The 24,313-nt window shown below is 44.9% G+C and carries 21 protein-coding genes; 17 read left to right on the top strand and 4 right to left on the bottom strand.

From position 1 onward, the window contains the following. The 12 genes from ubiE to VIR50_RS05640 all read left to right on the top strand — a co-directional run bounded on the left by ubiE (position 1) and on the right by VIR50_RS05640 (position 13,508). On the top strand, positions 1-732 hold the full coding sequence (gene ubiE / locus VIR50_RS05695; RefSeq protein WP_331934170.1) for a bifunctional demethylmenaquinone methyltransferase/2-methoxy-6-polyprenyl-1,4-benzoquinol methylase UbiE: 732 nt from the start codon (positions 1-3) through the stop codon (positions 730-732). Between the two features lie 13 nt (positions 733-745). Further along, a complete protein-coding gene (gene aroE, locus VIR50_RS05690; protein ID WP_331934169.1) occupies positions 746-1,492 on the top strand; it encodes a shikimate dehydrogenase family protein in 747 nt (248 codons plus the stop codon). 37 nt (positions 1,493-1,529) lie between these two features. Further along, positions 1,530-2,696: an AIR synthase-related protein gene (locus tag VIR50_RS05685; RefSeq protein ID WP_331934168.1), complete on the top strand. Its 1,167-nt coding sequence runs from the start codon at positions 1,530-1,532 to the stop codon at positions 2,694-2,696. Positions 2,697-2,701: 5 nt separating this feature from the next. Next, positions 2,702-3,814: a peptide chain release factor 1 gene (gene prfA, locus VIR50_RS05680; protein WP_331934167.1), complete on the top strand. Its 1,113-nt coding sequence runs from the start codon at positions 2,702-2,704 to the stop codon at positions 3,812-3,814. 25 nt (positions 3,815-3,839) lie between these two features. Continuing rightward, a complete protein-coding gene (locus VIR50_RS05675; protein WP_331934166.1) occupies positions 3,840-3,986 on the top strand; it encodes a hypothetical protein in 147 nt (48 codons plus the stop codon). Positions 3,987-4,033: 47 nt separating this feature from the next. Further along, the gene (gene pyrF, locus VIR50_RS05670; RefSeq protein ID WP_331934165.1) at positions 4,034-4,870 is read left to right on the top strand and encodes an orotidine-5'-phosphate decarboxylase; all 837 of its coding nucleotides are present in this window, start codon (positions 4,034-4,036) and stop codon (positions 4,868-4,870) included. Positions 4,871-5,028: 158 nt separating this feature from the next. Further along, positions 5,029-6,060, top strand: a complete 1,032-nt coding sequence (lpxD, locus tag VIR50_RS05665; protein WP_331934164.1) for a UDP-3-O-(3-hydroxymyristoyl)glucosamine N-acyltransferase — start codon at positions 5,029-5,031, stop codon at positions 6,058-6,060. A 10-nt stretch (positions 6,061-6,070) separates the two neighbouring features. Next, positions 6,071-7,456: a bifunctional UDP-3-O-[3-hydroxymyristoyl] N-acetylglucosamine deacetylase/3-hydroxyacyl-ACP dehydratase gene (locus VIR50_RS05660; RefSeq protein ID WP_331934163.1), complete on the top strand. Its 1,386-nt coding sequence runs from the start codon at positions 6,071-6,073 to the stop codon at positions 7,454-7,456. Between the two features lie 23 nt (positions 7,457-7,479). After that, positions 7,480-8,250 (top strand): acyl-ACP--UDP-N-acetylglucosamine O-acyltransferase, encoded by a 771-nt coding sequence (gene lpxA, locus VIR50_RS05655; protein WP_331934162.1) that lies wholly within the window; start codon positions 7,480-7,482, stop codon positions 8,248-8,250. 44 nt (positions 8,251-8,294) lie between these two features. Next, entirely contained in the window at positions 8,295-9,194 is a 900-nt protein-coding gene (gene miaA / locus VIR50_RS05650; RefSeq protein WP_331934523.1) for a tRNA (adenosine(37)-N6)-dimethylallyltransferase MiaA, read from the top strand. 37 nt (positions 9,195-9,231) lie between these two features. Beyond that, positions 9,232-11,763, top strand: a complete 2,532-nt coding sequence (locus VIR50_RS05645; RefSeq protein WP_331934161.1) for a transglycosylase domain-containing protein — start codon at positions 9,232-9,234, stop codon at positions 11,761-11,763. Positions 11,764-11,807: 44 nt separating this feature from the next. Continuing rightward, the gene (locus tag VIR50_RS05640; protein WP_331934522.1) at positions 11,808-13,508 is read left to right on the top strand and encodes an AAA family ATPase; all 1,701 of its coding nucleotides are present in this window, start codon (positions 11,808-11,810) and stop codon (positions 13,506-13,508) included. A 13-nt stretch (positions 13,509-13,521) separates the two neighbouring features. Here the strand turns inward: VIR50_RS05640 and VIR50_RS05635 are convergent, their stop codons facing one another. Genes VIR50_RS05635 through VIR50_RS05625 form a run of 3 tightly spaced genes read right to left on the bottom strand, consistent with a single transcriptional unit; the run spans position 13,522 to position 17,758 of the window. Next, positions 13,522-14,646: a DUF6057 family protein gene (locus VIR50_RS05635; protein ID WP_331934160.1), complete on the bottom strand. Its 1,125-nt coding sequence runs from the start codon at positions 14,644-14,646 to the stop codon at positions 13,522-13,524. Between the two features lie 33 nt (positions 14,647-14,679). Next, a complete protein-coding gene (locus VIR50_RS05630; protein WP_331934159.1) occupies positions 14,680-16,734 on the bottom strand; it encodes an alpha amylase C-terminal domain-containing protein in 2,055 nt (684 codons plus the stop codon). A 10-nt stretch (positions 16,735-16,744) separates the two neighbouring features. After that, entirely contained in the window at positions 16,745-17,758 is a 1,014-nt protein-coding gene (locus VIR50_RS05625) for an MORN repeat-containing protein (RefSeq protein ID WP_414703530.1), read from the bottom strand. Positions 17,759-17,971: 213 nt separating this feature from the next. Between VIR50_RS05625 and kdsB the strand changes: the two genes are divergently transcribed. The 3 genes from kdsB (at position 17,972) to VIR50_RS05610 (ending at position 21,551) form a co-directional block, all read left to right on the top strand. Next, the gene (gene kdsB / locus VIR50_RS05620; protein ID WP_331934157.1) at positions 17,972-18,703 is read left to right on the top strand and encodes a 3-deoxy-manno-octulosonate cytidylyltransferase; all 732 of its coding nucleotides are present in this window, start codon (positions 17,972-17,974) and stop codon (positions 18,701-18,703) included. Between the two features lie 491 nt (positions 18,704-19,194). Beyond that, positions 19,195-19,953 (top strand): TIGR02757 family protein, encoded by a 759-nt coding sequence (locus VIR50_RS05615; RefSeq protein WP_331934156.1) that lies wholly within the window; start codon positions 19,195-19,197, stop codon positions 19,951-19,953. Between the two features lie 167 nt (positions 19,954-20,120). Continuing rightward, complete coding sequence (locus VIR50_RS05610) at positions 20,121-21,551, top strand: DUF5723 family protein (protein ID WP_331934155.1); 1,431 nt, start codon at positions 20,121-20,123, stop codon at positions 21,549-21,551. Between the two features lie 127 nt (positions 21,552-21,678). Here VIR50_RS05610 and VIR50_RS05605 read toward each other — a convergent pair whose 3' ends face one another. Continuing rightward, on the bottom strand, positions 21,679-22,074 hold the full coding sequence (locus tag VIR50_RS05605) for a DUF3127 domain-containing protein (protein ID WP_331934154.1): 396 nt from the start codon (positions 22,072-22,074) through the stop codon (positions 21,679-21,681). A gap of 173 nt (positions 22,075-22,247) precedes the next feature. Here VIR50_RS05605 and dnaN point away from each other — a divergent pair, with 173 nt between their 5' ends. Together dnaN and VIR50_RS05595 are read left to right on the top strand one after the other, a co-directional pair. Continuing rightward, positions 22,248-23,372, top strand: a complete 1,125-nt coding sequence (gene dnaN, locus VIR50_RS05600) for a DNA polymerase III subunit beta (RefSeq protein WP_331934153.1) — start codon at positions 22,248-22,250, stop codon at positions 23,370-23,372. Positions 23,373-23,446: 74 nt separating this feature from the next. Next, positions 23,447-24,310, top strand: coding sequence for a 3'-5' exonuclease (locus VIR50_RS05595; RefSeq protein ID WP_331934152.1), 864 nt, complete (start codon positions 23,447-23,449; stop codon positions 24,308-24,310). Positions 24,311-24,313: the final 3 nt, after the last annotated feature.

Genomic DNA, 24,313 nt, shown 5'->3' with positions numbered 1-24,313 from the left:
ATGTACGAGCAGGAGAAGATAAAACCCTATAACGAGGGGGATAAAGGTCAGCAGGTAGAGGCTATGTTCGACAACATAGCCCATGCCTACGACACACTGAACCATCGCTTGTCGTGGAATATTGATAAATATTGGCGGCGCAAGGCCATCGGTCAGTTGGCACCTTTTCACCCCCGGCACATCCTTGACGTGGCGACCGGCACCGGCGATTTTGCCATATTGGCCGCCCAAATGCTCCACCCTACCCATCTGACGGGAACCGACATATCTACCGGCATGATGAAAGTGGGCGAAGAGAAGGTAAAGGCTGCCGGACTTAGTTCGGTCATCAGCTTTGCCCGTGAGGACTGCATGCGGCTTAGTTTTGCCGACAACACGTTCGACGCTGTGACGGCAGCCTTTGGTATCCGCAATTTTCCTGACCTTGAAAGAGGCTTAAAAGAAATGTGCAGGGTACTGAAAAAAGGTGGTCACCTGAGCGTTATAGAACTGACAACTCCTGTCAGCTTCCCCATGAAGCAATTATTTTGGCTCTATTCCAACACGGTACTTCCCCTTTATGGCAAACTCATATCCAAAGATAGCAGCGCCTATAGCTATTTAAATAAAACGATAGAGGCTTTCCCACAAGGAGAAACGATGATGAACGTGTTGCGCAACGCAGGGTTTGAGAAAGTAAGTTTCAAACGACTTACCTTTGGTATCTGCACAATGTACTTCGCAGAAAAATAAAATTACAGCAATTATGGATAAATACGGACTAATAGGCCTTACGCTGGGACATTCGTTTTCGCAAAGCTATTTCAACGAGAAATTTGAAAACGAAGACATCAACGCTGTCTATATCAACTTCGAGATTCCATCGATTAAAGTCTTGCCCGAGGTCATCGCACAAAATCCGGAGCTGAGAGGATTCAACGTCACGATACCTTATAAACAGCAAGTGATGAATTTTCTGGATAGCATAACGCCGGAAGCCAAGGCCATTGGTGCCGTAAATGTGGTCAAGATCTCTCACAAGGGCAAGAAAACCGTGATGAAAGGGTACAACAGCGACGTCGTAGGATTCACTCGAAGCATAGAACCGCTATTGGAACCCTGCCATAAAAAAGCGTTGATTTTGGGTACAGGCGGAGCGGCAAAAGCCATCAACTACGGGCTGAAGTCGTTGGGACTTGAGACCCAATTTGTAAGCAGACGCAAAGCACCGGGCGTAATATGCTATGACGATATTGACAGCAACACGATGAAAGAGTATAAAGTCATCGTAAATTGTACACCATGTGGGATGTATCCTAAGGCTGAAGAATGTCCCAAACTACCCTATGAGGCCATGGATAGCCACACTCTGCTTTATGACCTCATCTACAATCCCGACGAAACCATGTTCATGAAGCAGGGCGCCAAATATGGAGCCACCGTTAAAAACGGACTGGAAATGCTTTTGTTGCAGGCTTTCGTTTCATGGGACTTTTGGCATGATGAAGAATAAAGAGGTAAAATATAATTAGCAAATAAGTAAAAGGAGCATGAACAACAGATATATGATGCGCGGTGTTTCGGCCGCCAAGGAAGATGTGCATAATGCCATCAAAAATATTGACAAGGGTATTTTCCCTCAAGCTTTCTGCAAGATTATACCCGACATCTTAGGCGGTGACCCTGACTATTGCAACATCATGCACGCCGACGGGGCCGGTACGAAATCGGCATTGGCCTATATGTACTGGAAAGAGACCGGAGACCTAAGCGTGTGGAAAGGCATAGCACAAGACGCTATCGTCATGAATACCGACGATTTGCTCTGCGTAGGCGCTGTAGATAACATCCTCGTATCAAGCACTATAGGCAGAAACAAGATGTTGATTCCCGGCGAAGTCATATCGGCTATTATCAATGGAACGGATGAATTGCTGGCCGACATGCGCAAGATGGGTATCGGCATTTATCCCACCGGTGGAGAGACTGCCGACGTAGGTGACTTAGTACGCACGGTTATCGTAGATTCTACCGTGACATGTCGCATGAAACGTTCGGATGTTATCGACAATGCGAATATCCGCCCGGGCGATGTTATCGTAGGACTAAGCTCTACCGGACAAGCCACATACGAACATCGTTACAATGGGGGCATGGGAAGCAACGGCCTGACCTCGGCTCGTCATGACGTCTTCGCCAAATATTTGGCAGAGAATTATCCCGAAAGCTATGACCATGCTGTACCCACAGAACTGGTTTACAGCGGTAAATATAAACTTACCGATGAAGTGGAAGGGGCTCCGGTCAATGCCGGTCAGTTAGTACTATCACCCACCCGCACCTACGCACCGGTCATCAAGCGACTGTTGGATGAGTTGCGCCCTGAAATCCATGGTATGGTTCATTGCACCGGAGGCGCACAAACAAAAGTGCTCCACTTCGTGAACGACAATTGCAAAGTGGTCAAAGACAACATGTTCCCCGTACCACCATTGTTTAAAGCCATCCATGACTGCTCAGGCACAGATTGGAAAGAAATGTATCAGGTATTCAACATGGGCCACCGAATGGAGATTTACGTCAATCCCGAAATAGCAGAGAGAATTATCGAGATCAGCAAAGAATTTAATATAGACGCCCAAATTATAGGACACATAGAGGAAGGTGAAAAGAGCCTGACTATCCATAGTGAATTTGGAACGTTTGACTATAAATAAACAATATGCCGGAAAATAATAACATCATAGAGAAATTGGACGGGCTCGAGGCTCGGTATGAGGAAGTTAGTACACTGATTACCGACCCCGACGTAATCGCGGATCAGGCAAGATACGTAAAGCTGACCAAGGAATGGAAAGACTTGGGCGACATCATGAATGCACGCAAGCGTTACATAGACTGCCTGAACTCTATCAAAGAAGCCAAAGATATTCTGACGAACGAGAGCGACGCCGACATGAAGGAAATGGCGCGTCTGGAGCTGCAAGAATGCGAAGAGCAACGGCCCAAGCTGGAGGAAGAAATCAAGATATTGCTTGTACCCAAAGATCCGGAAGACGCCAAGAACGTCCAAATGGAAATCAGAGCCGGGACCGGAGGTGACGAAGCCTGCTTGTTTGCCGGTGACTTATTTAATATGTATAAGCGCTATTGCGATAGCAAAGGTTGGCAACTGAGTGTCACCGATACGTCAGAAGGCGCCGTGGGTGGATTTAAGGAAATCGATTTTGCCGTCAGCGGAGCCGATGTATATGGCGTTTTGAAGTATGAGAGTGGTGTGCACCGTGTACAACGCGTACCCGTAACGGAAAGCAACGGACGTATGCAGACCAGCGCCGCAACCGTGGCCGTGCTGCCCGAAGCAGACAAATTTGAGGTGAACATCAATGAAGGTGACATCAAATGGGATACCTTCCGTTCGAGTGGCGCCGGTGGCCAGAATGTAAACAAGGTGGAATCAGGTGTACGCTTGCGCTATCCTTGGAAGAATCCAAACACGGGTGTAGTTGAGGAAATCCTCATAGAATGTACCGAAACGCGCGATCAACCCAAAAATAAAGAGCGTGCTTTGAGTCGTCTTTATACCTTTATTCACGACCGCGAACATCAAAAATATGTAGATGACATAGCCAGTCGACGCAAATCATTGGTTTCGAGTGGTGACCGCTCCGCGAAAATCCGTACGTACAATTTCCCACAAGGCCGTGTAACCGACCACCGTATTGGCTATACCACCCATGACCTTCAAGGGTTCCTCGGTGGAAATATTCAGGACATGATTGACGCACTCACCGTAGCGGAGAATGCCGAAAAGATGAAAGAATCAGAACTTTAGTCATCACCTTATAAATTGTTGAGCTATGGGAATTAAATACACAAAGAAGAACGACGAGAATAAAGACAAAACCAAGACCGTTCAGGCCGAAGATTTTATTCAACTCATGACGTCTTCCAAACGGAAGACAAAAGAAGTGAAAGAATTACCAAGGACAGAAGTCAACAAATAATTTTCATTAAAAAACATTTATCAGAAATTTCTAAGACTCGGTAGACAATGAACAGAGAAGAACTCGTCAAACAAATTTTCGCCAAGAAATCATTTCTTTGCGTTGGCTTGGATGTGGACTTGAAAAAGATTCCGGAACCCTTACTCAAGGAAGAAGATCCTATCTTTGCATTTAATAAAATGGTCATTCACGCCACCGCTCCATACTGCGTGGCTTATAAACCTAATTTGGCCTTTTATGAATGTTATGGCATTAAGGGGATGATGGCATTTGAACACACGATTGAATATCTTAAAACATCCTACCCTACTCATTTTATCATTGCAGACGCAAAGCGTGGAGATATAGGCAATACAAGTACAATGTATGCCCGCACTTTCTTTGAGGAATACAATGTAGATGCACTTACGGTTGCACCTTATATGGGAGAAGACAGTGTAAAGCCCTTCTTGGTATATGAAGATAAGTGGGTGATTTTACTCGCGCTAACCAGCAATAAAGGCTCACATGACTTTCAACTGACGGAAGACAAGGACGGCACACGCCTCTTTGAAAAGGTTTTAAGTAAGAGCCAAGAATGGGGGAACGACCAAAATATGATGTATGTAGTTGGTGCGACACAAGGTAAAATGTTTGAGGACATACGAAAAGTTGCGCCCAATCACTTTTTACTCGTTCCCGGAGTCGGTGCTCAGGGAGGAAGTTTGCAAGAAGTATGTACTTATGGTATGATAAAGGATTGTGGCTTATTGGTCAACTCTTCAAGAGGAATTCTCTACCCATGCGACAAAACTTCGTGCGATTTACACACTTATGCAACGCAAGTGGCACAAAAAGCTCAAGAACTTCAACAAGAGATGGAAACAGAACTCAAGAAACTCTAACACGAGGCTCTAAAGTACTTATAAAATAACATCTTATCTACCCATATAAGGATGGCAAGGATTAATATTCTGAAATTTTAGCAAATATTATCCTTGCCCCCTTTTTTTATGCGGAAATTTTGCTATATTTGCAAAACTAATTCAATTTGATTTACGAAATGGAATTCACTGCAAGACAGATTGCACAGCTTGTACAAGGGCGAGTTGAGGGTGACGATAACGCTACCGTAAACACTTTCGCAAAGATTGAGGAAGGAGTTGAAGGAGCAATATCTTTCCTTGCTAATGAGAAATATACACATTATATATATAATACAAAATCATCTATCGTTTTAGTTGATGACCAACTGAAAATAGAAAAGCCTGTTAACACTACACTTATCAGAGTGGCCAATGCACGCGATTGCGTAGCACATCTGCTTCAAATGTATGAAGCAGCCAAGCCAAAGAAACAAGGTATTGATAGCTTGGCATTCATTTCCCCCAAAGCAAAAATAGGAAACAACTGCTACATTGGAGCTTTTGCATATATTGCAGACGGCGCTGTCGTAGGCGATGGCTGCCAAATTTATCCACACACAGTGATAGGTGACAACGTGAAGGTTGGCGATAACTGTATCATATACCCCAATACCACTATCTATCATGATTGCAAAGTAGGCAGTAATGTCATTCTTCATGCCGGTTGTGTCATAGGTGCAGATGGTTTTGGATTCGCTCCTAACGGTGATCATTACGACAAAATTCCACAAATAGGTAATGTTCTGATTGAAGATGACGTAGAGATTGGAGCCAACACGTGTATTGATCGTTCTACCATGGGTAGCACCATCATACGAAAAGGCGTAAAACTTGATAATTTAGTTCAAATTGCTCATAACGTGGAAGTTGGTGATAATACTGTCATGTCTGCGCAAGTTGGCATTGCCGGAAGCACCAAGGTTGGGCAATGGTGTATGTTTGGTGGCCAAGTAGGCATTTCCGGACATATCACTATAGGAGATAAAGTCTTCTTAGGAGCACAATCAGGAGTACCCGGCAGCTTAAAGGATAATCAAACACTGATAGGAACTCCTCCAATGGAAAAGTTGCCTTATTTTAAATCACAAGCTATTTTCCAAAAGTTACCTGATTTATATAAAGAAATCAATCAGTTGAAAAAGGAAATAGAACTCTTAAAGAAATCATAATTATACAGATATGTCTAAACAAAAGACGCTCAAGGGAAGTTTCTCTCTCTTTGGAAAGGGACTGCACACTGGTCTAAGCCTTACTGTTACATTTAATCCTGCCCCGGAAAATACTGGGTATAAAATTCAGCGAATAGATTTAGAAGGACAACCTGTCATAGACGCTATAGCAGAAAATGTTGTAGATACACAGAGAGGTACAGTCTTGGCCAAAGGCGACATACGTGTCAGCACAATAGAACATGGAATGTCTGCTTTGTATGCCTTAGGCATTGATAACTGTATGATTCAAGTTAATGGTCCTGAATTTCCAATCTTGGATGGCTCAGCAGCAATGTATGTCAACAAGATTAATGAAGTTGGCATAGAAGACCAAAACGCTGAGAAAGATTACTATATCATTCGCAAGAAGATTGAAATAAAAGACGAAGAAACGGGTTCATGTATAACCATTTTGCCCGATGATAATTTTTCTATCACGGCGATGTGTTCTTTCCAATCAAAATTCATCAATAGCCAATTTGCGACCTTAGATGATATTGCCAAATATACAGAAGAAATAGCTCCGGCCCGTACTTTTGTATTTGTGCGTGATATAGTTCCCCTATTGGAAGCCAATCTAATAAAGGGTGGAGATTTGGATAATGCCATTGTCATTTACGAAAAAGAGGTTACCCAAGAGAAGTTAGACCAATTGGCAGACGTTTTGAAAGTTCCTCGCATGGACGCTAAAAAGATTGGTTATATCCAACATAAGCCGCTCATGTGGGAAAACGAATGTACACGTCATAAGCTATTGGATATTATTGGTGACATGGCTTTGATTGGTAAACCTATCAAGGGACGCATTGTGGCTACACGCCCCGGGCACACCATCAATAACAAGTTTGCGCGTCAGATGCGTAAAGAGATACGTAAGCACGAAGTGCAAGCGCCTATCTACGACCCCAATGACGAACCAATAATGGATAACATCCGCATCCGGCAGTTGCTACCCCACCGTTATCCCATGCAGTTGGTTGACAAAATCATCGCAATGGGGCCAACAAGCATTGTTGGTGTTAAGAATATTACTTCCAATGAGCCCTTCTTTCAAGGCCATTTCCCTGAAGAACCGGTAATGCCGGGCGTACTTCAGATAGAAGCGATGGCACAATGTGGTGGATTGTTGGTACTTAATCAATTAGAAGAACCTGAAAGATGGTCTACCTATTTCATGAAAATAGATGATGTTAAGTTCCGTCAAAAAGTTGTTCCGGGTGATACTTTGCTATTCAGAGTTGAACTGTTACAGCCCTTACGTCATGGTATTAGTTCCATGAAGGGTTATCTTTTTGTAGGAGATCATGTCGTTTCTGAGGCCACTTTCACTGCTCAGATTGTGAAAAACAAATAATACGAGAAAAGAATTTATAGTTTATGAATAAAATAAGTCCATTGGCTTATGTCCATCCTAATGCGAAACTTGGTGAAAATAACACCATCGGTCCATTCTGCTACATAGATGAGAACACTGTACTTGGGGATAACAATACCCTACAAAACAGCGTAACCATCCACGTAGGAGCAAGAATTGGCAATAATAATGAATTCTTCCCGGGTGCAAGTATATCCACTAAGCCGCAGGATTTGAAGTTCAAAGGTGAAGAAACACTTTGTCAAATAGGCGACAATAACAGCATTCGAGAAAATGTAACCATATCAAGAGGCACGGCATCTAAGGGCACAACTATTGTTGGTAACAACAATTTATTGATGGAGAATATGCATATTGCCCACGACTGTGTTGTCGGCAATAACTGCATCATTGGCAATTCTACTAAATTTGCGGGAGAAGTAACAATAGATGATAATGCCATCATCAGTGCTGTTGTCTTGACTCACCAATTCTGTCACATAGGAAGTTACGTGATGATTCAAGGCGGTTGTCGCTTCTCACAAGATATTCCTCCTTATATTATCGCAGGAAAAGAACCGACACGATACGCAGGAATCAATTTGGTAGGACTACGTCGCCATGGTTTTAGTAATGAACTTATTACTCAAATCCATGAAGCCTACAGATTATTGTATAGCAAAGGTGTCTTGGCAGAGGGAATTGAAGAGATCAGAAAAAATCTAACAATCACCCCGGAGATACAATATATTATAGACTTTGTTTCTAATTCTAAGAGAGGTATTATTCGATAAGACCTCTCTTCTTATTTGATTACAATCCTATATTCTTCTTTATGGTGAAAACTCTTTTTGTTATATTGGGGCCTACCGGCGTAGGGAAAACGGAAACTTGCCTATCTGTAGCCCAATATCTGAAGACACCCATCATCAATGCAGACTCACGACAGATTTTTGAAGAAATACCAATCGGGACTGCAGCACCAACTCCACAACAACAATCACTTGTTCCTCATTATTTCGTAGGTAATCATCATCTTACCGATTACTATAGTGCAGCTATGTACGAACAAGATGTACTAAACTTACTCAATCACCTATTTCAAACTCACTCGTCATGCTTACTCACGGGAGGAAGCATGATGTATATAGACGCCGTTTGCAAAGGTATAGATGAGATTCCCACCATAGATTCTAATACCAGAGCGCTTATCAAACAAAAACTTGAATCTGAAGGACTACCAGCGCTTGTTGACGAACTCAAAGAATTGGATCCTATACATTGGAGCATTGTTGACAAAAACAATCCTCGCCGGGTTGTTCATGCGCTGGAAATTTGTTACATGACAGGAAAGACCTACACATCCTTTAGAACAAATTCCATTAAACAGCGTCCATTCCGAATATGTAAGATAGGATTGAACAGAGAGCGTGAAGAACTTTACACCCGCATCAATCAACGAGTGTTGGATATGATAGACCAAGGCCTTGAAGCCGAAGCAAAGAAAGTATATCCACTAAAAGGACTCAATTCCCTCAACACCGTTGGATTTAAGGAAATGTTCAAGTATCTTGACCATGAGATTCCGCTTGAGGAAGCTATCCGACAGATTCAATCTAACTCCAGAAGATACATGCGCAAGCAACTTACTTGGTTTAAGAAAGATCCTGACATCCAATGGTTTCATCCCGACAATATTAAAGAAATTATAAATTATATAGATGCAGCATTGCGCTAAAGCTGCATTTTCGTACTTTTGTAAAAATTATAGCTTTATGAATAAGATAAAAAAATTTTTCAGTGGATGCATACTAAAACTAAAAGCTTTTTGGAATTGGTACAAAAGACTTTTTCAGGGCAGACCATGGTATATTAAAACAACGGTTGCCATCGTTTCATCCATCCTCTTATTCTTTATCTATCTTGGTATGGTAGATATGAACTTCCTTTGGCTCTTTGGCAAAAGTCCCGGCTATTTTTCCGGCATTCGTGACCCGCAAACATCACAAGCCTCTGAAATATACAGCGCCGATGGAAAACTCATCGGAAAATATTTCAATGAGAACCGAACTCCGGTAACATACGAAGAAGTTAATCCTTCTTTTTTCAAGGCTCTTATTGACACAGAAGACGAACGGTTCTATAAACATTTTGGTATAGATCCCATTGGCTTATTCGGTGCGGTAAAAGATGCTATCCTCCATCATGACGGCCGAGGCGCCTCCACTATCACACAGCAGTTGGCCAAAAACATGTTCCGTGTGCGCACCAACTATTCCACCGGTTTATTAGGAAAAATCCCCGGACTTAAAATTCTGATTGTTAAAAGCAAAGAGTGGATTATCGCAACCAAGTTAGAGACGGTCTACAGCAAAAAAGAAATATTGACAATGTATGCTAATACTGTAGACTTCGGCTCCAACGCTTATGGCATAAAAACCGGTGCAAAGACTTATTTCAACACCACTCCCAAAGAACTGACCACCGATCAGGCCGCAGTTCTCGTCGGTATGCTGAAAGCCACCACCTACTATAATCCCAAGAGCCACTATGACCATAGCTTGGCCCGCCGCAATATCGTACTCCATAACATGGTAAAACATGGCGATTTGAGCCGCCAAGAGTATGACACACTTTCTCAAAAGCCCATTACGCTTGATTATAAAGTAGAAGTCAACTATGACGGACAAGCCATGTATTTCCGCGAAGCTATCTCACAATATCTCAAAGAGAATGGCTGGTTGGACGAAACCGGTTACGACCTATATAGCAGTGGCTTAAAAATCTATACGACGATTGATACCCGCATGCAGAAATATGCCGAAGCCGCGGCACGCAAACAGATGAAACAAGTGCAGCAGAACTTCAACAACCATTGGGGCATTCATCGCACTCGCACGACTAACTGGATGACACAAGAGCCATGGCAAGATGAGAATCATCAAGTCATTGGCAACTTTATCCAACAGATAGCAGAGCGTCAGCCGTTCTATAAAGCATTGCAAGCCAAATATCCTAATAATCCTGATTCCATACGATACTATTATAAGGAATGGGTACACCCCGTTAAAGTATTCGATTATGATAGAGGAACCATCACAAAGGATATGACCTCTGAAGATTCCATCAAGTACATGACGAGTTTCATGCACTGCGCTTTCGTAGCCATGGAACCACAGACCGGAGAAGTCAAAGCATGGGTTGGAGACATAGACTTCTCCACATGGAAATATGATAAAGTCACTGCCATGCGCCAACCCGGCTCCACTTTCAAACTGTTTGTCTACACTGAAGCCATGAACCAAGGACTCACCCCCTGCGACAAACGCAGGGATGAATATATATCCATGCAGGTGTATGACAAGTTCCAAAAGAAAGAAGTCAATTGGACTCCTACCAATGCTAACGGCTATTTTACGGGCGACTCCATGCCACTTAAAAGCGCTTTTGCCAAGAGTATCAACTCCGTGGCGGTGCGATTAGGACAGGAAATGGGTATCAAACGCATCGCCGAGACTGCCCAAAAGATGGGTGTTAAGAGCAAACTCGATGAAACACCATCACTCGCATTAGGCTCCAGCGATGTCAATCTCCTTGAAATGGTCAATGCCTACTGCGTTCCGGCAGACAATGGCAAACATCATGAGCCCGTACTCATAACAAGAATCGTTGATCGCAACGGCAATGAAGTTTACGTTGCTCCACAAAAGAGCGAGCAGGTTATCCCCTACAAGAGCGCTTTCCTCGTCCAACAACTGCTGCAAGGCGGCATGCGTGAGCCCGGAGGTACCTCCATGTCGCTATGGGGATACGTAAGTAACTTCCGCGATACCGAATTCGGAGGAAAGACCGGAACCAGCAACAACCACTCAGACGCATGGTTTATGGCAGTCAGCCCCAAACTTGTCTGCGGTGCATGGGTAGGCGGAGAGTACAGAAGCATTCACTTCCGTACCGGTGCTTTGGGTCAAGGCTCACGAACCGCATTACCTATTTGCGGCTACTTCCTCCAATCCGTACTTTCCGATCCTGAATTCAAGAAGTATCATGGCAAGTTTGACAAACCCAATCAGTCAGACATCGCAAGCGACATGTATAACTGCAAAAGCTATTATCAGCCGGCAAGAGTTGATACGACCGCCAATGATAGTCTCGCACACCATGAGGAGATAATTCTCGATGAGAATGGAAATCCCATCATCACCACCGAAAGCGAGAAAAAGCCCAATGAGGAAGGCAATGTCGGCAAAGCCACAGAGCCGAAAAAGAAACCTCATGAAGAAACCGTGAATTTCGACGACTTGTAATTATCGAAAATCAAGATATTAATATAGATTTAGATAATCCGGAGCTGCAAAACGCACTTCAGATTATACGCTTTACCCGCCACTCGCTTTTCCTCACTGGAAAAGCAGGGACGGGTAAATCCACATTCCTTCGTTACATCGCCGGCCATACCAACAAGAAGCATGTCATTCTTGCGCCTACGGGTATTGCTGCCATCAATGCAGGTGGCGCTACGCTCCACAGCTTTTTCAAACTTCCCTTTCATCCTCTCCTACCCGATGATGACAGATATAGTCCCCGCCACATCAGAAAAACAATGAAGTATAATTCCGAAAAGATAAAACTTCTTCAGGATGTGGAGCTGATCATCATTGATGAAATCAGTATGGTACGGGCAGATATTATAGATTTTATCGACAAACTGCTACGCATTTACAATCACAATATGCGTGAACCTTTTGGGGGTAAGCAAATGCTTTTCGTAGGCGATGTCTATCAGCTTGAGCCCGTTCTTAAAGAGGAAGAACGGCAGCTACTTCAACCTTACTACCCCTCCAAATACTTTTTTGACGCCAAGGTGTTCAAGGATATGAAATTGGTTTCCATCGAGCTCAAGAAAGTTTATCGGCAAACAGACCCAACTTTTATCACAATCCTCGACCATATCCGCACTTCACAAGTCACCACCACCGACTTAGCCATCCTTAATCATCAGGTTGGAGCCGACTTGGGGGAGGACAATGGCAAACTCGCCATCACATTGTCTACACGCAGAGACACCGAGGACTACATCAACAATAATAAACTCAAGCAGCTTGAAGGCGACGCCATGACTTTCATCGGCATTGTTGAGGGTGAGTTTCCCCTGACCAGTCTTCCAACGCCTATTGAGCTTGAACTGAAAGTCGGAGCACAAATTCTGTTCATAAAGAACGACCGCGAGAAGCGATGGGTCAACGGTACTTTGGGCACCATTATCGGTTTGGATGACGCTATCAATGGCCACATCTATGTAATGACTGAAAACGGTATGGAGGTTGACGTGGAACAAGAGATTTGGAGCAACGTAAAATACTCTTTCAACGCCAAGGAAAAGAAAATAGAAGAAACCGAAATCGGAACTTATCGACAGTTTCCCCTCCGCCTCGCATGGGCCATTACCGTTCACAAGAGCCAAGGACTTACTTTCAATCAAGTAAAAATAGATTTCACGGGAGGCGTATTCGCCGGTGGCCAAACCTACGTCGCACTATCCCGCTGCACATCGCTCAAAGGTATCAGTTTACAAGAAAACATACGCAAAGAGGATGTCTTTGTACGAAATGACGTAACCAATTTTGCCCGAACCTACAACAATCAGGGCATGATAGATACCGCGTTAAAGCAAAGCAAGGCCGATAGAGAGTATTACGACACGATTCAGGCATTTGACCAAGGCGACATGCAATCTGCTCTCGACCATTTCTTTATCGCCATCCACAGCCGCTACGACATAGAGAAACCGGCCCCGCGTCGGCTTATCCGAAAGAAACTCAATACCATCACTCAGCTACGGAAACGTATAGAAATGCTTGAGGAGGAAATGAAAAGCCATGACCGTTTTCTTAAAGAATTGGCCGTGGAATATGTCATGATGGGCAAAGACTGCGAGAAAGAACATTTCAAAGAAGCCGCTATTCGAAATTATGAGAAAGCCCTACGCCTCTGTCCGGACATACCCGAAGCCAAACGCCGACTGAAAAAGCTACAAACGTCGACCTCATAACCAGCCTCAATCGTTATCGATAAAGATAATAAAACCAATAGGTTGCCCCATAAGCGTCTGCCAAAGCAGCGTATCGCTCCTCCGACTTCGCATACTTACGGCCCATGGCCCTAAAGTCTGTGAAATTCGTTTCCATCACATCCTCATGATAACCCAAGCCTGCTGCCGATACTTTATGATTTATCAGTGTCAGCGCTTCCTTATAATGCTTGGGTAATCGCTCGTCTATCGGGTAATATTTCCTCAAAGCCCGAGCAAAATCATAGAGTTTCTTATCCAACAGATAAGCACAAAGCTCATAGTCGTGAGCAGCTTTCGTATCACGCCTACGACTCTTCAAGAAAGTAAGGTAAGGATAAATACTTAGCTTTTCTCTTATCCATACGCCTAAATGCCGGTACAATTTACCCTCCGATACCGACATCATCCTCACCGAAGTCCCATTGGGAAGCATAGCGTCCGACCGCCCTACCAATGGATATTCAAAGAGTTCCTCGCCCAACCTTCCTTGTTTCGACAACGCATAGATACGCAACATCGTCAGACTTGAGTCGGTCTGCAGCGACCTGCTCCCCACCTCGGCAGCTCCCTTAAAGTCATTGACCGCTATTTTCTGCTCCATCCGCATACGATAATGGAATACTTCATTGTGATTGGCCACCATATCCACCAATATAAACATGAAGAAAAACAATAGAAAATTAGGCCATAGATTACCAAAAAGAGTGCGCTTCTCCATGCGACCTTCCATCTGACGCAGCCCATGAAGCAACCATACAACAACCCCGTAACACACGATTACCAACGGAAAGCACCACACCCAAGCTCCAAATGAAAACTTTATATCGATGTCAGGACTGATGTCTGTCAAAATTGTAAGGATGAGTAAGGAGGGGAAATACGTCACCGCATAAAAACGCTTAGGTACCATTATCCATGACTGTATCGCCAACTGAAGGCCCCACAGCACGCCCGTAATGAGCACAGCACCTATCATCTTATCATAATGTGTCTTGCCATCTGACAGCACATGCTGCGCCACGGCCATCAAATCAGCTTGATAGCAATACAGATAACCGAACGAGAACAAGACAAACAAAATAGCACAAATCACCTTAATGGTGAATGTGCTATTCATCGTTTTAGAATTCATGAGTAATTGTTATTCTATTTAAATCTTCCGAAGCACTACGGCCGACCGAGCCGGCAGGTATAACTTGAGCCATTCCTTGTGCTCCTCCACATACAAAGCGTCGTAGTTTGTCAAGTGGGTAATCGTGTCATCGGCCAAACCATTGCCGCCATACACCTTCGCATCCGTATTAAGCACCACCTCGTAGCCACCTATCGGAACCAAGAAACCGTAGTCCGTAAACGAACGCTGTGGTGAGAAATTAAAGACGAAGAGCAGGTCTCCACGCATAAAAGCCAATACCTGATCGCCATCACTGTGCCAAATCTCGGTCACGGGAGTACCATTAAATTTCTTTTCTGACGTGATAACGGCCAACATATCACGGTCGAAATCACCTAAATAGTGATAATCCAACTCCTTGTTATCTACCAAATTCCATTGTCTGCGGGCATACTTATGGCTCCATCCGTTGCCTTCACGCGGGAAGTCTATCCACTCCGGATGACCAAACTCATTGCCCATGAAGTTCAGATAGCCTCCATTCATGGCTGCTGCCGTGGCTAAGCGAATCATCTTGTGCAAGGCTATGCCTCGATGTGCCCTATCATTCTCATCACCTTTCTTGAAATGCCAGTACATGTCAGCGTCTATCAGGCGGAAAATAATAGTCTTATCGCCCACCAAAGCTTGATCATGACTCTCACAATAAGAAATGGTTTTCTCATCGGCACGCCGGTTCTTCACCTCCCAGAAAATAGAGCTCGGCTTCCAATCCTCATCCTTTAGTTCCTTTATCGTCTTAATCCAAAAGTCGGGAATATTCATGGCCATTCTGTAATCAAAGCCATAACCACCATCCTCGAACTTGGCGGCGAGACCCGGCATGCCACTAACTTCCTCGGCAATGGTAATCGCTTTGGGATTCACTTCATGAATCAGCTTGTTGGCCAAGGTAAGATAGCATATCGCATTATCATCCTCATGACCGTTGAAATAGTCACCATATCCCGTGAAAGCCTCACCCAAACCATGGCTGTAGTAAAGCATTGAAGTAACACCATCAAAGCGGAAACCGTCAAAATGGAATTCCTCAAGCCAATATTTGCAGTTTGACAGAAGGAAATGTATCACCTGATCCTTACCATAGTCAAAGCAGAGACTGTCCCATGCCGGATGTTCGTGGCGATCGCCGGGATAGAAATACTGGTTAGGATCACCGGCCAAATTGCCCAATCCCTCCACTTCGTTCTTCACGGCATGCGAATGTACAATATCCATAATGACCGCCACACCCGCCTGATGGGCCGCATCGATAAGCTCCTTCAGTTCCTCCGGGGTGCCAAAACGGCTGGAAGGAGCAAAGAAAGAGCTGACATGATAACCGAATGACCCATAATAAGGATGTTCCTGAATAGCCATCACTTGAATACAGTTATATCCGTCTTTCACCACACGGGGCAAGACGTTTTCCCTAAATTCAGCGTAAGTGCCCACCTTCTCGGCGTCTTGTCCCATGCCCACATGGCATTCATAAATCAAGAGTGGGTCACGCTTGGCGGTAAACTTCTTCTTTTTCCACACATAAGGCTCCGGATTCCACACTTGAGCGGAGAAAATCTTGGTCTGTTCGTCCTGCACGACCCTATTGGCCCATGCCGGAATACGCTCACCCGAGCCACCGTCCCACGTCACGTGCATTTTATAGAGGTCGCCATGCTTGACGGCTTTCTCCGACAATCGCAATTCCCAATTACCGGTATCCCCTATTCGCTTTGCCGCATAACGGCTGCTCTCGGTCCAACCGTTGAAGTCGCCCACTAAGTAAATGGCAGTAGCGTTGGGCGCCCACTCCCTGAACACCCACCCTCTTGAGGTCTTGTGCAAGCCATAATAATCATGACCATTGGCTATATCGGCCAAACTCTTTTTGCCGCCCTCCGTCAGTTGGTCGATTTTCCACAAGGCATGCTCGTGCCGACCACGAATGGCGTCTTCAAAAGGTTGCAGATAAGGGTCGTTCTTTACGAGCCCTATGTGCCGCTGTGCGTGTGTTACGGCCTTGTTACGGGCCACTTTCTTTTTTTCTGCCATAGCTTAAATATTATTCTTCAAACCTGCGTCCGTTCTCATAACGTCCGCTTTTGATTATTTTTCCGTTACGATCTTTCTCCACGAACCTACCGTCGCGGAGATCGTCTACATAAGTTCCTTCAAAGCGCTTGCCATCCTTGTCTTCCTCAATGGCTTGCCCATGGCGCTTTCCATTCTTGTAAACACCCTTGAACTTATCGCCACTCACGTAATGAATGATGACCTCGCCTTCTACCTTTCCATTGACAAAGGCACCGTCGTAGACGTCGCCGTTCTTCTTTGTCAGCTTGCCTCGGCCATTTTGTAAGTCATTTTTCCATGAACCGGTATAAATGTCTCCGTTCGACCAAATGAGCGTACCGGGACCGTCTTTACATCCTTCCAAGAAACGGCCGATGTACTTATCGCCGTTGGCATACTTGAACACGCCCTCTCCGGTGCGCTCTCCTTGTACGTAATCGCCCTCATAAACATCGCCATTCTGGAACTTGTAAATACCCCGTCCGTTCTGAATATCGTCCATCCAATTACCCGTATAGACATCGCCATCGGCGTACTTGTTCACTCCTTTGCCCGATCGTTGGTTGTTAGCCCACATGCCATCGTAAGTCGTTCCGTCGCCCCAATCGAAGAAGCCCTTGCCACTCTTTTGGTCATCTTGCCACTGTCCCGTGTAGTAAGCGCCGCTGGCATAGGTGTAAGTGCCCTTACCTTGGCGCTTGTCCTTTACCCAACTGCCTTGATATTTGTCGCCATTATAATAGTACATGGTACCTTGTCCTTGCTGATAGTCACGAAACCACAAGCCCACATACTTATTATTGTTCATAAAATAGTAAGTACCTTTGCCGTGCTGCTGGTCCTGAAACCACTGACCTTCGTATTTCTCGCCGTCGGCAAACGCATAGACGCCATATCCTTGTCGCTTTCCTTTGATGTATTCTCCCGTATAAGTGTCGCCATTGGCAAACTGGGTCGTACCCTTTCCATGGGGTTTGCCACCCGACATTTCGCCTTTATACATTCCTTTATCATGCGTATAACACGATCCGAGATATATCTTTTGAGCTTGTGCGTAGGAAGAGAAAAGGGTAAATAATAGTAATAATATGATATGTTTCACGTTATTTGCGTTTATCAGTTTATCCTCCAAAATTAATAAAATATCATATACCTGCCAAATTACTTATGTTTTTTTTGTTATTTTTGCAGTGAATGTAAAACTAAATAACTGCTCATGAAATTTATTGGATTAATTCCCGCACGCTACGCCTCGACCCGTTTCCCCGGCAAACCACTGGCTTTATTGGGTGGAAAGCCAGTCATCCAACGTGTCTACGAACAAGTGGCCGCATCACTCGACGCCGCTTACGTAGCCACCGATGACCAACGCATCTATGATTGTGTGACGTCTTTCGGCGGCAAGGTCGTCATGACCTCCCCCAACCACAAGAGTGGCACCGACCGCATTCGGGAAGCACTCGACAAAATCAACCTTCCCTATGACGTGGCGGTCAATATTCAGGGCGATGAACCCTTTATACAACCTTCTCAAATACAAGCTCTGTGCGACTGCTTCAACGATCCTGCCACGCAGATAGCCACCCTCGGCAAGCCCTTTGAGAGCATGGAAGCCGCCGAAAACCCCAATTCGCCTAAAATCGTCTTGACCAACGACAACTACGCCATGTACTTCTCAAGAAGCATTATCCCCTTTGTCCGGGGCAAGGAGAAAAGCGAATGGCTGGCCAACTACCCATTCTTAAAGCATTTGGGCATATATGCTTACAAGACAGAAGTGTTGCGTGAAATCACGCAACTGCCGCAATCATCACTCGAATTGGCCGAGAGTTTGGAGCAACTGCGCTGGTTGCAGAATGGCTACAAGGTCAAAGTTGGCATTACCCACATCGAAACGGTAGGCATTGACACGCCCGAAGACCTCGCCAGAGCCGAGCAGTTGCTGTAATACCACGGCTTGACCTCGCCACTGACGGCGACTTGCAAGCACGCAAAAGCGACTTTCCCGATACGCCGTTTTGTAAATTTAATGTCATAAAAAAACGGTGTTTAAAAAATCACATTCAGCAAACGAAAACATGATTTGGAGGTTATTTACACCTTCAAATCATGTTTTTACAGTACGATTTACCAATGCCTATTTTGCCATTACGGCCCTTTCGCAAGCTCATTGTCAAGCGATGAAATCACCGACAGCCGTTGTCTGATTTCCCAAAGGACTGCTTTGAACCATCCATAGCACGCAAGTTGGAATACCGATAAAAAGCTTCAATTCACAAAATATTCATAAATAATTATTATTCAGCGCATTAACAAAATTTAAAAACAAGGCTGTTTTTCAACCCAAAGAGCAATTGAGCGAAAATAACCGCACTTTTTAAAGCCCTTTTGTCTTGTTTTTTCGCACTGCCGACAAGCCGAAATATATCCTTAAACTCAATGAAAAAAGAAACTCAAACACTCCTCCGGGAATATGCCAAGACCTACGAAACGGCCCAATTTCTTAAGGGTGACCCGAGTTGGTTCATGCACCAAGTAACGGGACAAGCCAACCGAGAGACGACAGCTTTCATCGCCTCATGTCTCAGCTATGGTAATCGGAAGCTCTTCATGCCCAAGATACAACAACTGATCGACCTTGCGCAAGGCAATCTTCACGAATGGATTACCGAAGGAAATTACCGCAAAGCGTTTCCCGACAATGGCGACACGTTCTACCGCCTGCAAACTTTCCACCACATGAGACAGCTTTTCGACGGATTGGCTGCCCTTTTCCAAACCCATCACTCGCTGGGCATTTACTTCCAAGCCCGCCAAGTCACTACTGCCATGGAAGCCCTTGTGCTCCTTACGGAGTATTTCAGCAAGTGGGATGTGGGCCATCTTGTGCCCCACTCCACAGCCTCCTCATGTAAACGACTGTGCATGTTTCTCAGATGGATGGTGCGCACTGACTCCCCCATCGACTTGGGCTTATGGACTTTCATTGCACCCCAATCGCTCCTCATGCCCCTCGACACCCATGTATTACATGAAGCCATGCGCCTGAAACTCATTGATAACAAGACAGCTTCCATGCGAACGGTCATCAAACTGACCGAGCAACTCCTATTGGTTTTCCCCGATGATCCCTTGAAAGGTGATTTCGCACTTTTCGGCTATGGAATGATGGGCTCAGAAAAAAGCAATGGTAAGTAAAAAATAATTAACATTTTATTTACCAAGACAAAAAAATGTTTATCTTTGCAAAGAAAAGATAATACACCATATTTATCTTTATACAACTTGCACAGCCATATAACACCCGTAAGAACAGTGACAGGCAATTTCTAATTAACATAATATTTACACTCAAAACTGCAATTATGACTCATTACAAGCTGTATCTAAAACCATTGGGAGCACTCCTTTTTGTTTTAATGGGCACACTGAACGCTAACGCACAATTCACAAGAAGCACGTTCTCCATGGAAGGTGTAGGCTATCGTATGCAACTCAACCCGGCGTTGACACCCGACCAAGGTTATTTCAACATTCCCATTATCGGAGGTATCGAAGCTGCCGCCAACTCCAACTCATTGGGGTCACAGGACATCATCAACGTATTTAAGAACAAGTCCGGCGACGACTTCTACATGAAAAATTCGTTTTACAACAAACTTAAAGCAGAGAACAACCTGCAGGCCAACGTAACACTTGACCTTTTATCGTTTGGTTGGTACAAGGGCAAAAACTTTTGGAGCGTCAACGTAACGCTCAAGAACGACGTGGGAGCCACCATTCCCCAAGGCGTATTCGACATGCTGCGTGCCTCTCGAGGCCTCAATACGACGCCATGGTCTAATTTCATTGCCCACCAAGGTGGTGAACAAGTTTACCTTAATTCATACGTTGAGACCGGCTTAGGCTTTGCCCGTCCCATCAACGATAAGCTCACCGTGGGTGGTAAAATCAAAGTGCTCTTTGGTGCGGCCAACGCAAAACTCAACATCAAAAAGCTCGACCTACAGACCCAACTGACCGGAATAGCCCCCGAAACCGATTGGGAAAACATTCAAAACGCCGACTTAGCCAACATTAAAGGTAGCGCTAATATCAGCGTGGAAGCCACGGTGGAAGCGTCGATGAAGGGCTATGAGTTTGAGAAAGACGAAGATGGATTTATCAACGAAGTAGAACAAGGCGGCTCATTCGGCGTGGCCGGTATGGGAGCAGGCATTGACTTAGGCGCTACCTACAAGCCTATGGACGGATTGACCCTATCGGCCGCCGTGCTCGACTTGGGCTTTATTTCATGGAATAAAGACGCTTCACACAGTGCGTCTTCTACCTCCAACACTACCTATAACTTCGATGGGAACCACCCCAACGAAGCCCAAAAGTTCAAAGACATCATGGCTGAAGGCAAAGTTATGGACCTTGAAGTGCTCAATATCAAGGAAGAAGACGGTAAAGCACGTACCACATCTTTATATTCAAGCATAGTATTGGGCGGTGAATACCAATTGCCAAATACCAACCTGACTTTTGGTTTGCTTTCTACCACCCGCTTCTCCAAGCCTACAACACAAACAGAACTGACCCTTTCGTCAGCTTATAAGGTGAATAGACACATTGGTTTCTCACTGGCTTACTCTATGATACAGAGTGGTGGTAAAGGCTTAGGCTTGGGAATCAAGCTGGGTCCGGTAATTCTTGCTACCGACTATATGTACTTCGGCAACAACACCAAGAGCTTGAATGCCCTCTTCGGTATCAGCGTTCCTTTAGGCGCACGCAAGCAGAAGAAAGCATAAGCACAAACGCGGTGGCCGATTGTTAACGGCAAAGAAACACGACGACACGCCGTAAGACCAACAACAACGAAAAAGCCCCTGCCTTGTAAGAAGGCAGGGGCTTACTATTTATAAAATCATTAAGCCATTAAAAGGGCAGATCATCAGCACTACCGGCCTCAGGAGCGGGGCTGGATGGCTGCGCGGGAGCTGCCGTCGGAGCGGGAGCCGGACCGAAATCAGGAGCCTGTGGCATAGGAGGTACACCCATATTGGCGTCAACCAAGCGTACGTCAAAAGCTCTGATACTGTTAAACCAACGGCCCTGATACTCATGAGCATCGATGTCGAATGAGACGTTTACTTCCTGTCCAACTTGTATATTGAAACGTTGCAGACGCTCTTCGCCAAACACTTCAAATACCATTTTCTTCGGATAGGCGTCGTGAGTTTCAATAACAAAACTCTGAACTACCCATTCTCCTCGTGCGGAGGTGCCACGGCGCGGTTCGAGCGCAGCGATAACTTTTCCCTGTAAATCCATAATATCTTTGTTTAAATCTTATTTATAAACCTGCGGTAATAAACCGCTTACAGTTTGCGAAATTAATAAAATAGTTCTAAAAAAGGAAACATTTTGAGTCTTTTCTTTGTGATTCAGAATTGTATTTCGTATTTTTGTACTTGATAAAAACTGAAAACTTTAAATATAACAATATGAGGTTTACACTATCCAGCAGCGCCTTAAACGGTCGCTTGCAATCTTTGGCTAAAGTAATCAATAGCAAGAACTCACTCCCTATTTTAGAGTGCTTCCTTTTTGAAGTAAGTGACCAACGATTGAAAATTACTGCTTCAGACAGCGAGAATATTATGCAAAGCGAAATGGCGCTTGACGAATGTGACACCAATGGTAACTTTGCCATTCCCAGCCACACCATTCTTGACGCGGTAAAGGAATTGCCCGAACAACCTCTTACATTTGATATTGACACCAATACTTACTCTGTAAAGGTGATTTACCAAAACGGTTTATATAACTTCACGGCTCAGAACGCAGACGAATACCCACGTACACAAGCTATTCCCGACAGTGCAACAGCGCTGACCATCAACTCTACGACACTGGCCGATAACATCAGCCGTAGCATTTTCGCAACAGCGCAAGACGAATTGCGGCCGGTGATGAACGGTATCTACTTTGACTTGAAGGCCGATTGCTTGGCTGTCGTGGCCAGCGACGGGCATAAGCTCGTGAGAAATCAGAACTTTGGCATTAAGTCGGACACGCCGGCAGCGTTCATCCTGCCTAAGAAACCCGCGCTACTTCTTAAAAACGGACTGACAAAAGACGGCGACGACGTTGTCATTCGCTTTGATGAGCGCATGGCAGAAATTAAGTTCAAGGACAACAAACTAACCTGCCGACTGATTGAAGGTAAATATCCCAACTACAATTCGGTTATCCCACAGAACAATCCCAATAAGATGACAATTGACCGCAAGGGCCTTATCGGAGCGTTACGCCGTGTATTGCCCTTCGCAAGTGAAAGCAGTCAGTTGATTCGCCTGCGTTTGGAAAACAACAAATTGGAGCTTAGCTCTGAAGATATTGACTTCTACACCAGCGCTAAAGAACAGATGGTATGCGACTATACGGGCACCCCCATGAGCATAGGTTTCAAAGGTGGCTCGCTTCAAGAGATTCTTACCAACTTCGATTGCGATGACATTGTATTTGAATTAGCCGATCCCAGCCGGGCCGGAATCATCGTTCCGGCAGAGGAAAACGGTGAAGAGAGTGTACTCATGTTGCTCATGCCCATGCTGTTGAACGACTAAAGACACCGCATTAATACAACCAACAGCCTCCCTGAAATAACCACAGGGAGGTTATTTTTTTAATATAAATTCCTATGAAACTGAATTTAACCAAACCCATTATCATATTCGACTTGGAAGCCACCGGACTTGACATTGTGACCGACCGCATTATCCAAATATCTTATATCAAAGTAAATCCGAATCAAACAGAGGAAAGAGGCAACCTACTCATCAACCCTATGAAGCCCATTCCCCAAGAAGTAGTGGCGCTGACAGGCATCACCAATGAGGACGTGGCCAACGCTCCTTCATTCAAGGCTGTGGCCGCACAACTCGAAAATACATTTAAAGGCTGCGACTTCGCCGGATTCAACTCCAATCACTTTGATATTCCACTACTTGCAGAGGAGTTCTTGCGAGCCGGCATTGACTTTGACTTTTCCAAGTGCAGGCTTATTGACGCACAAACGATATTCCACAAGATGGAAAGACGCAATTTAGCGGCGGCTTACAAGTTCTACTGCGGGCGTAAGATGGAAGAGGACTTTGAGGCCCACCGTGCCGACCAAGATACCGAGGCCACCTATAGGGTGCTGATGGGTGAGCTTGATATGTATGATCCCGACAAGCAAGAGGAGCAGGAAAGGCAGCTGCCCAATAATATGGATGTGCTCAACGAGTTCAGCAAAAACAATAACAACGTGGACTTTGCGGGACGCATCATTTGGAAAGAAATGAAAGACGCTCAAGGCAATATCCTCACCGACCAAGATGGGAAGCCGAGAATGCAGGAAGTCTTCAACTTCGGAAAATATAGAGGATGGGCTGTTGCCGATGTACTTCATAGAGATCCGGGCTATTACAGTTGGATGTTGGCTGGCGACTTCACCAATAATACCAAGCAAGTGCTGACGAGAATACGCCTGCGTGAATTTAATAAGAGTAACAACAAATAACCT

The organism is Prevotella sp. (assembly GCF_036570325.1).
Taxonomy (GTDB): domain Bacteria; phylum Bacteroidota; class Bacteroidia; order Bacteroidales; family Bacteroidaceae; genus Prevotella.
Note: the sequence above shows the minus strand (reverse complement) of the source record. Positions and strands in the feature narration are given on the sequence as shown.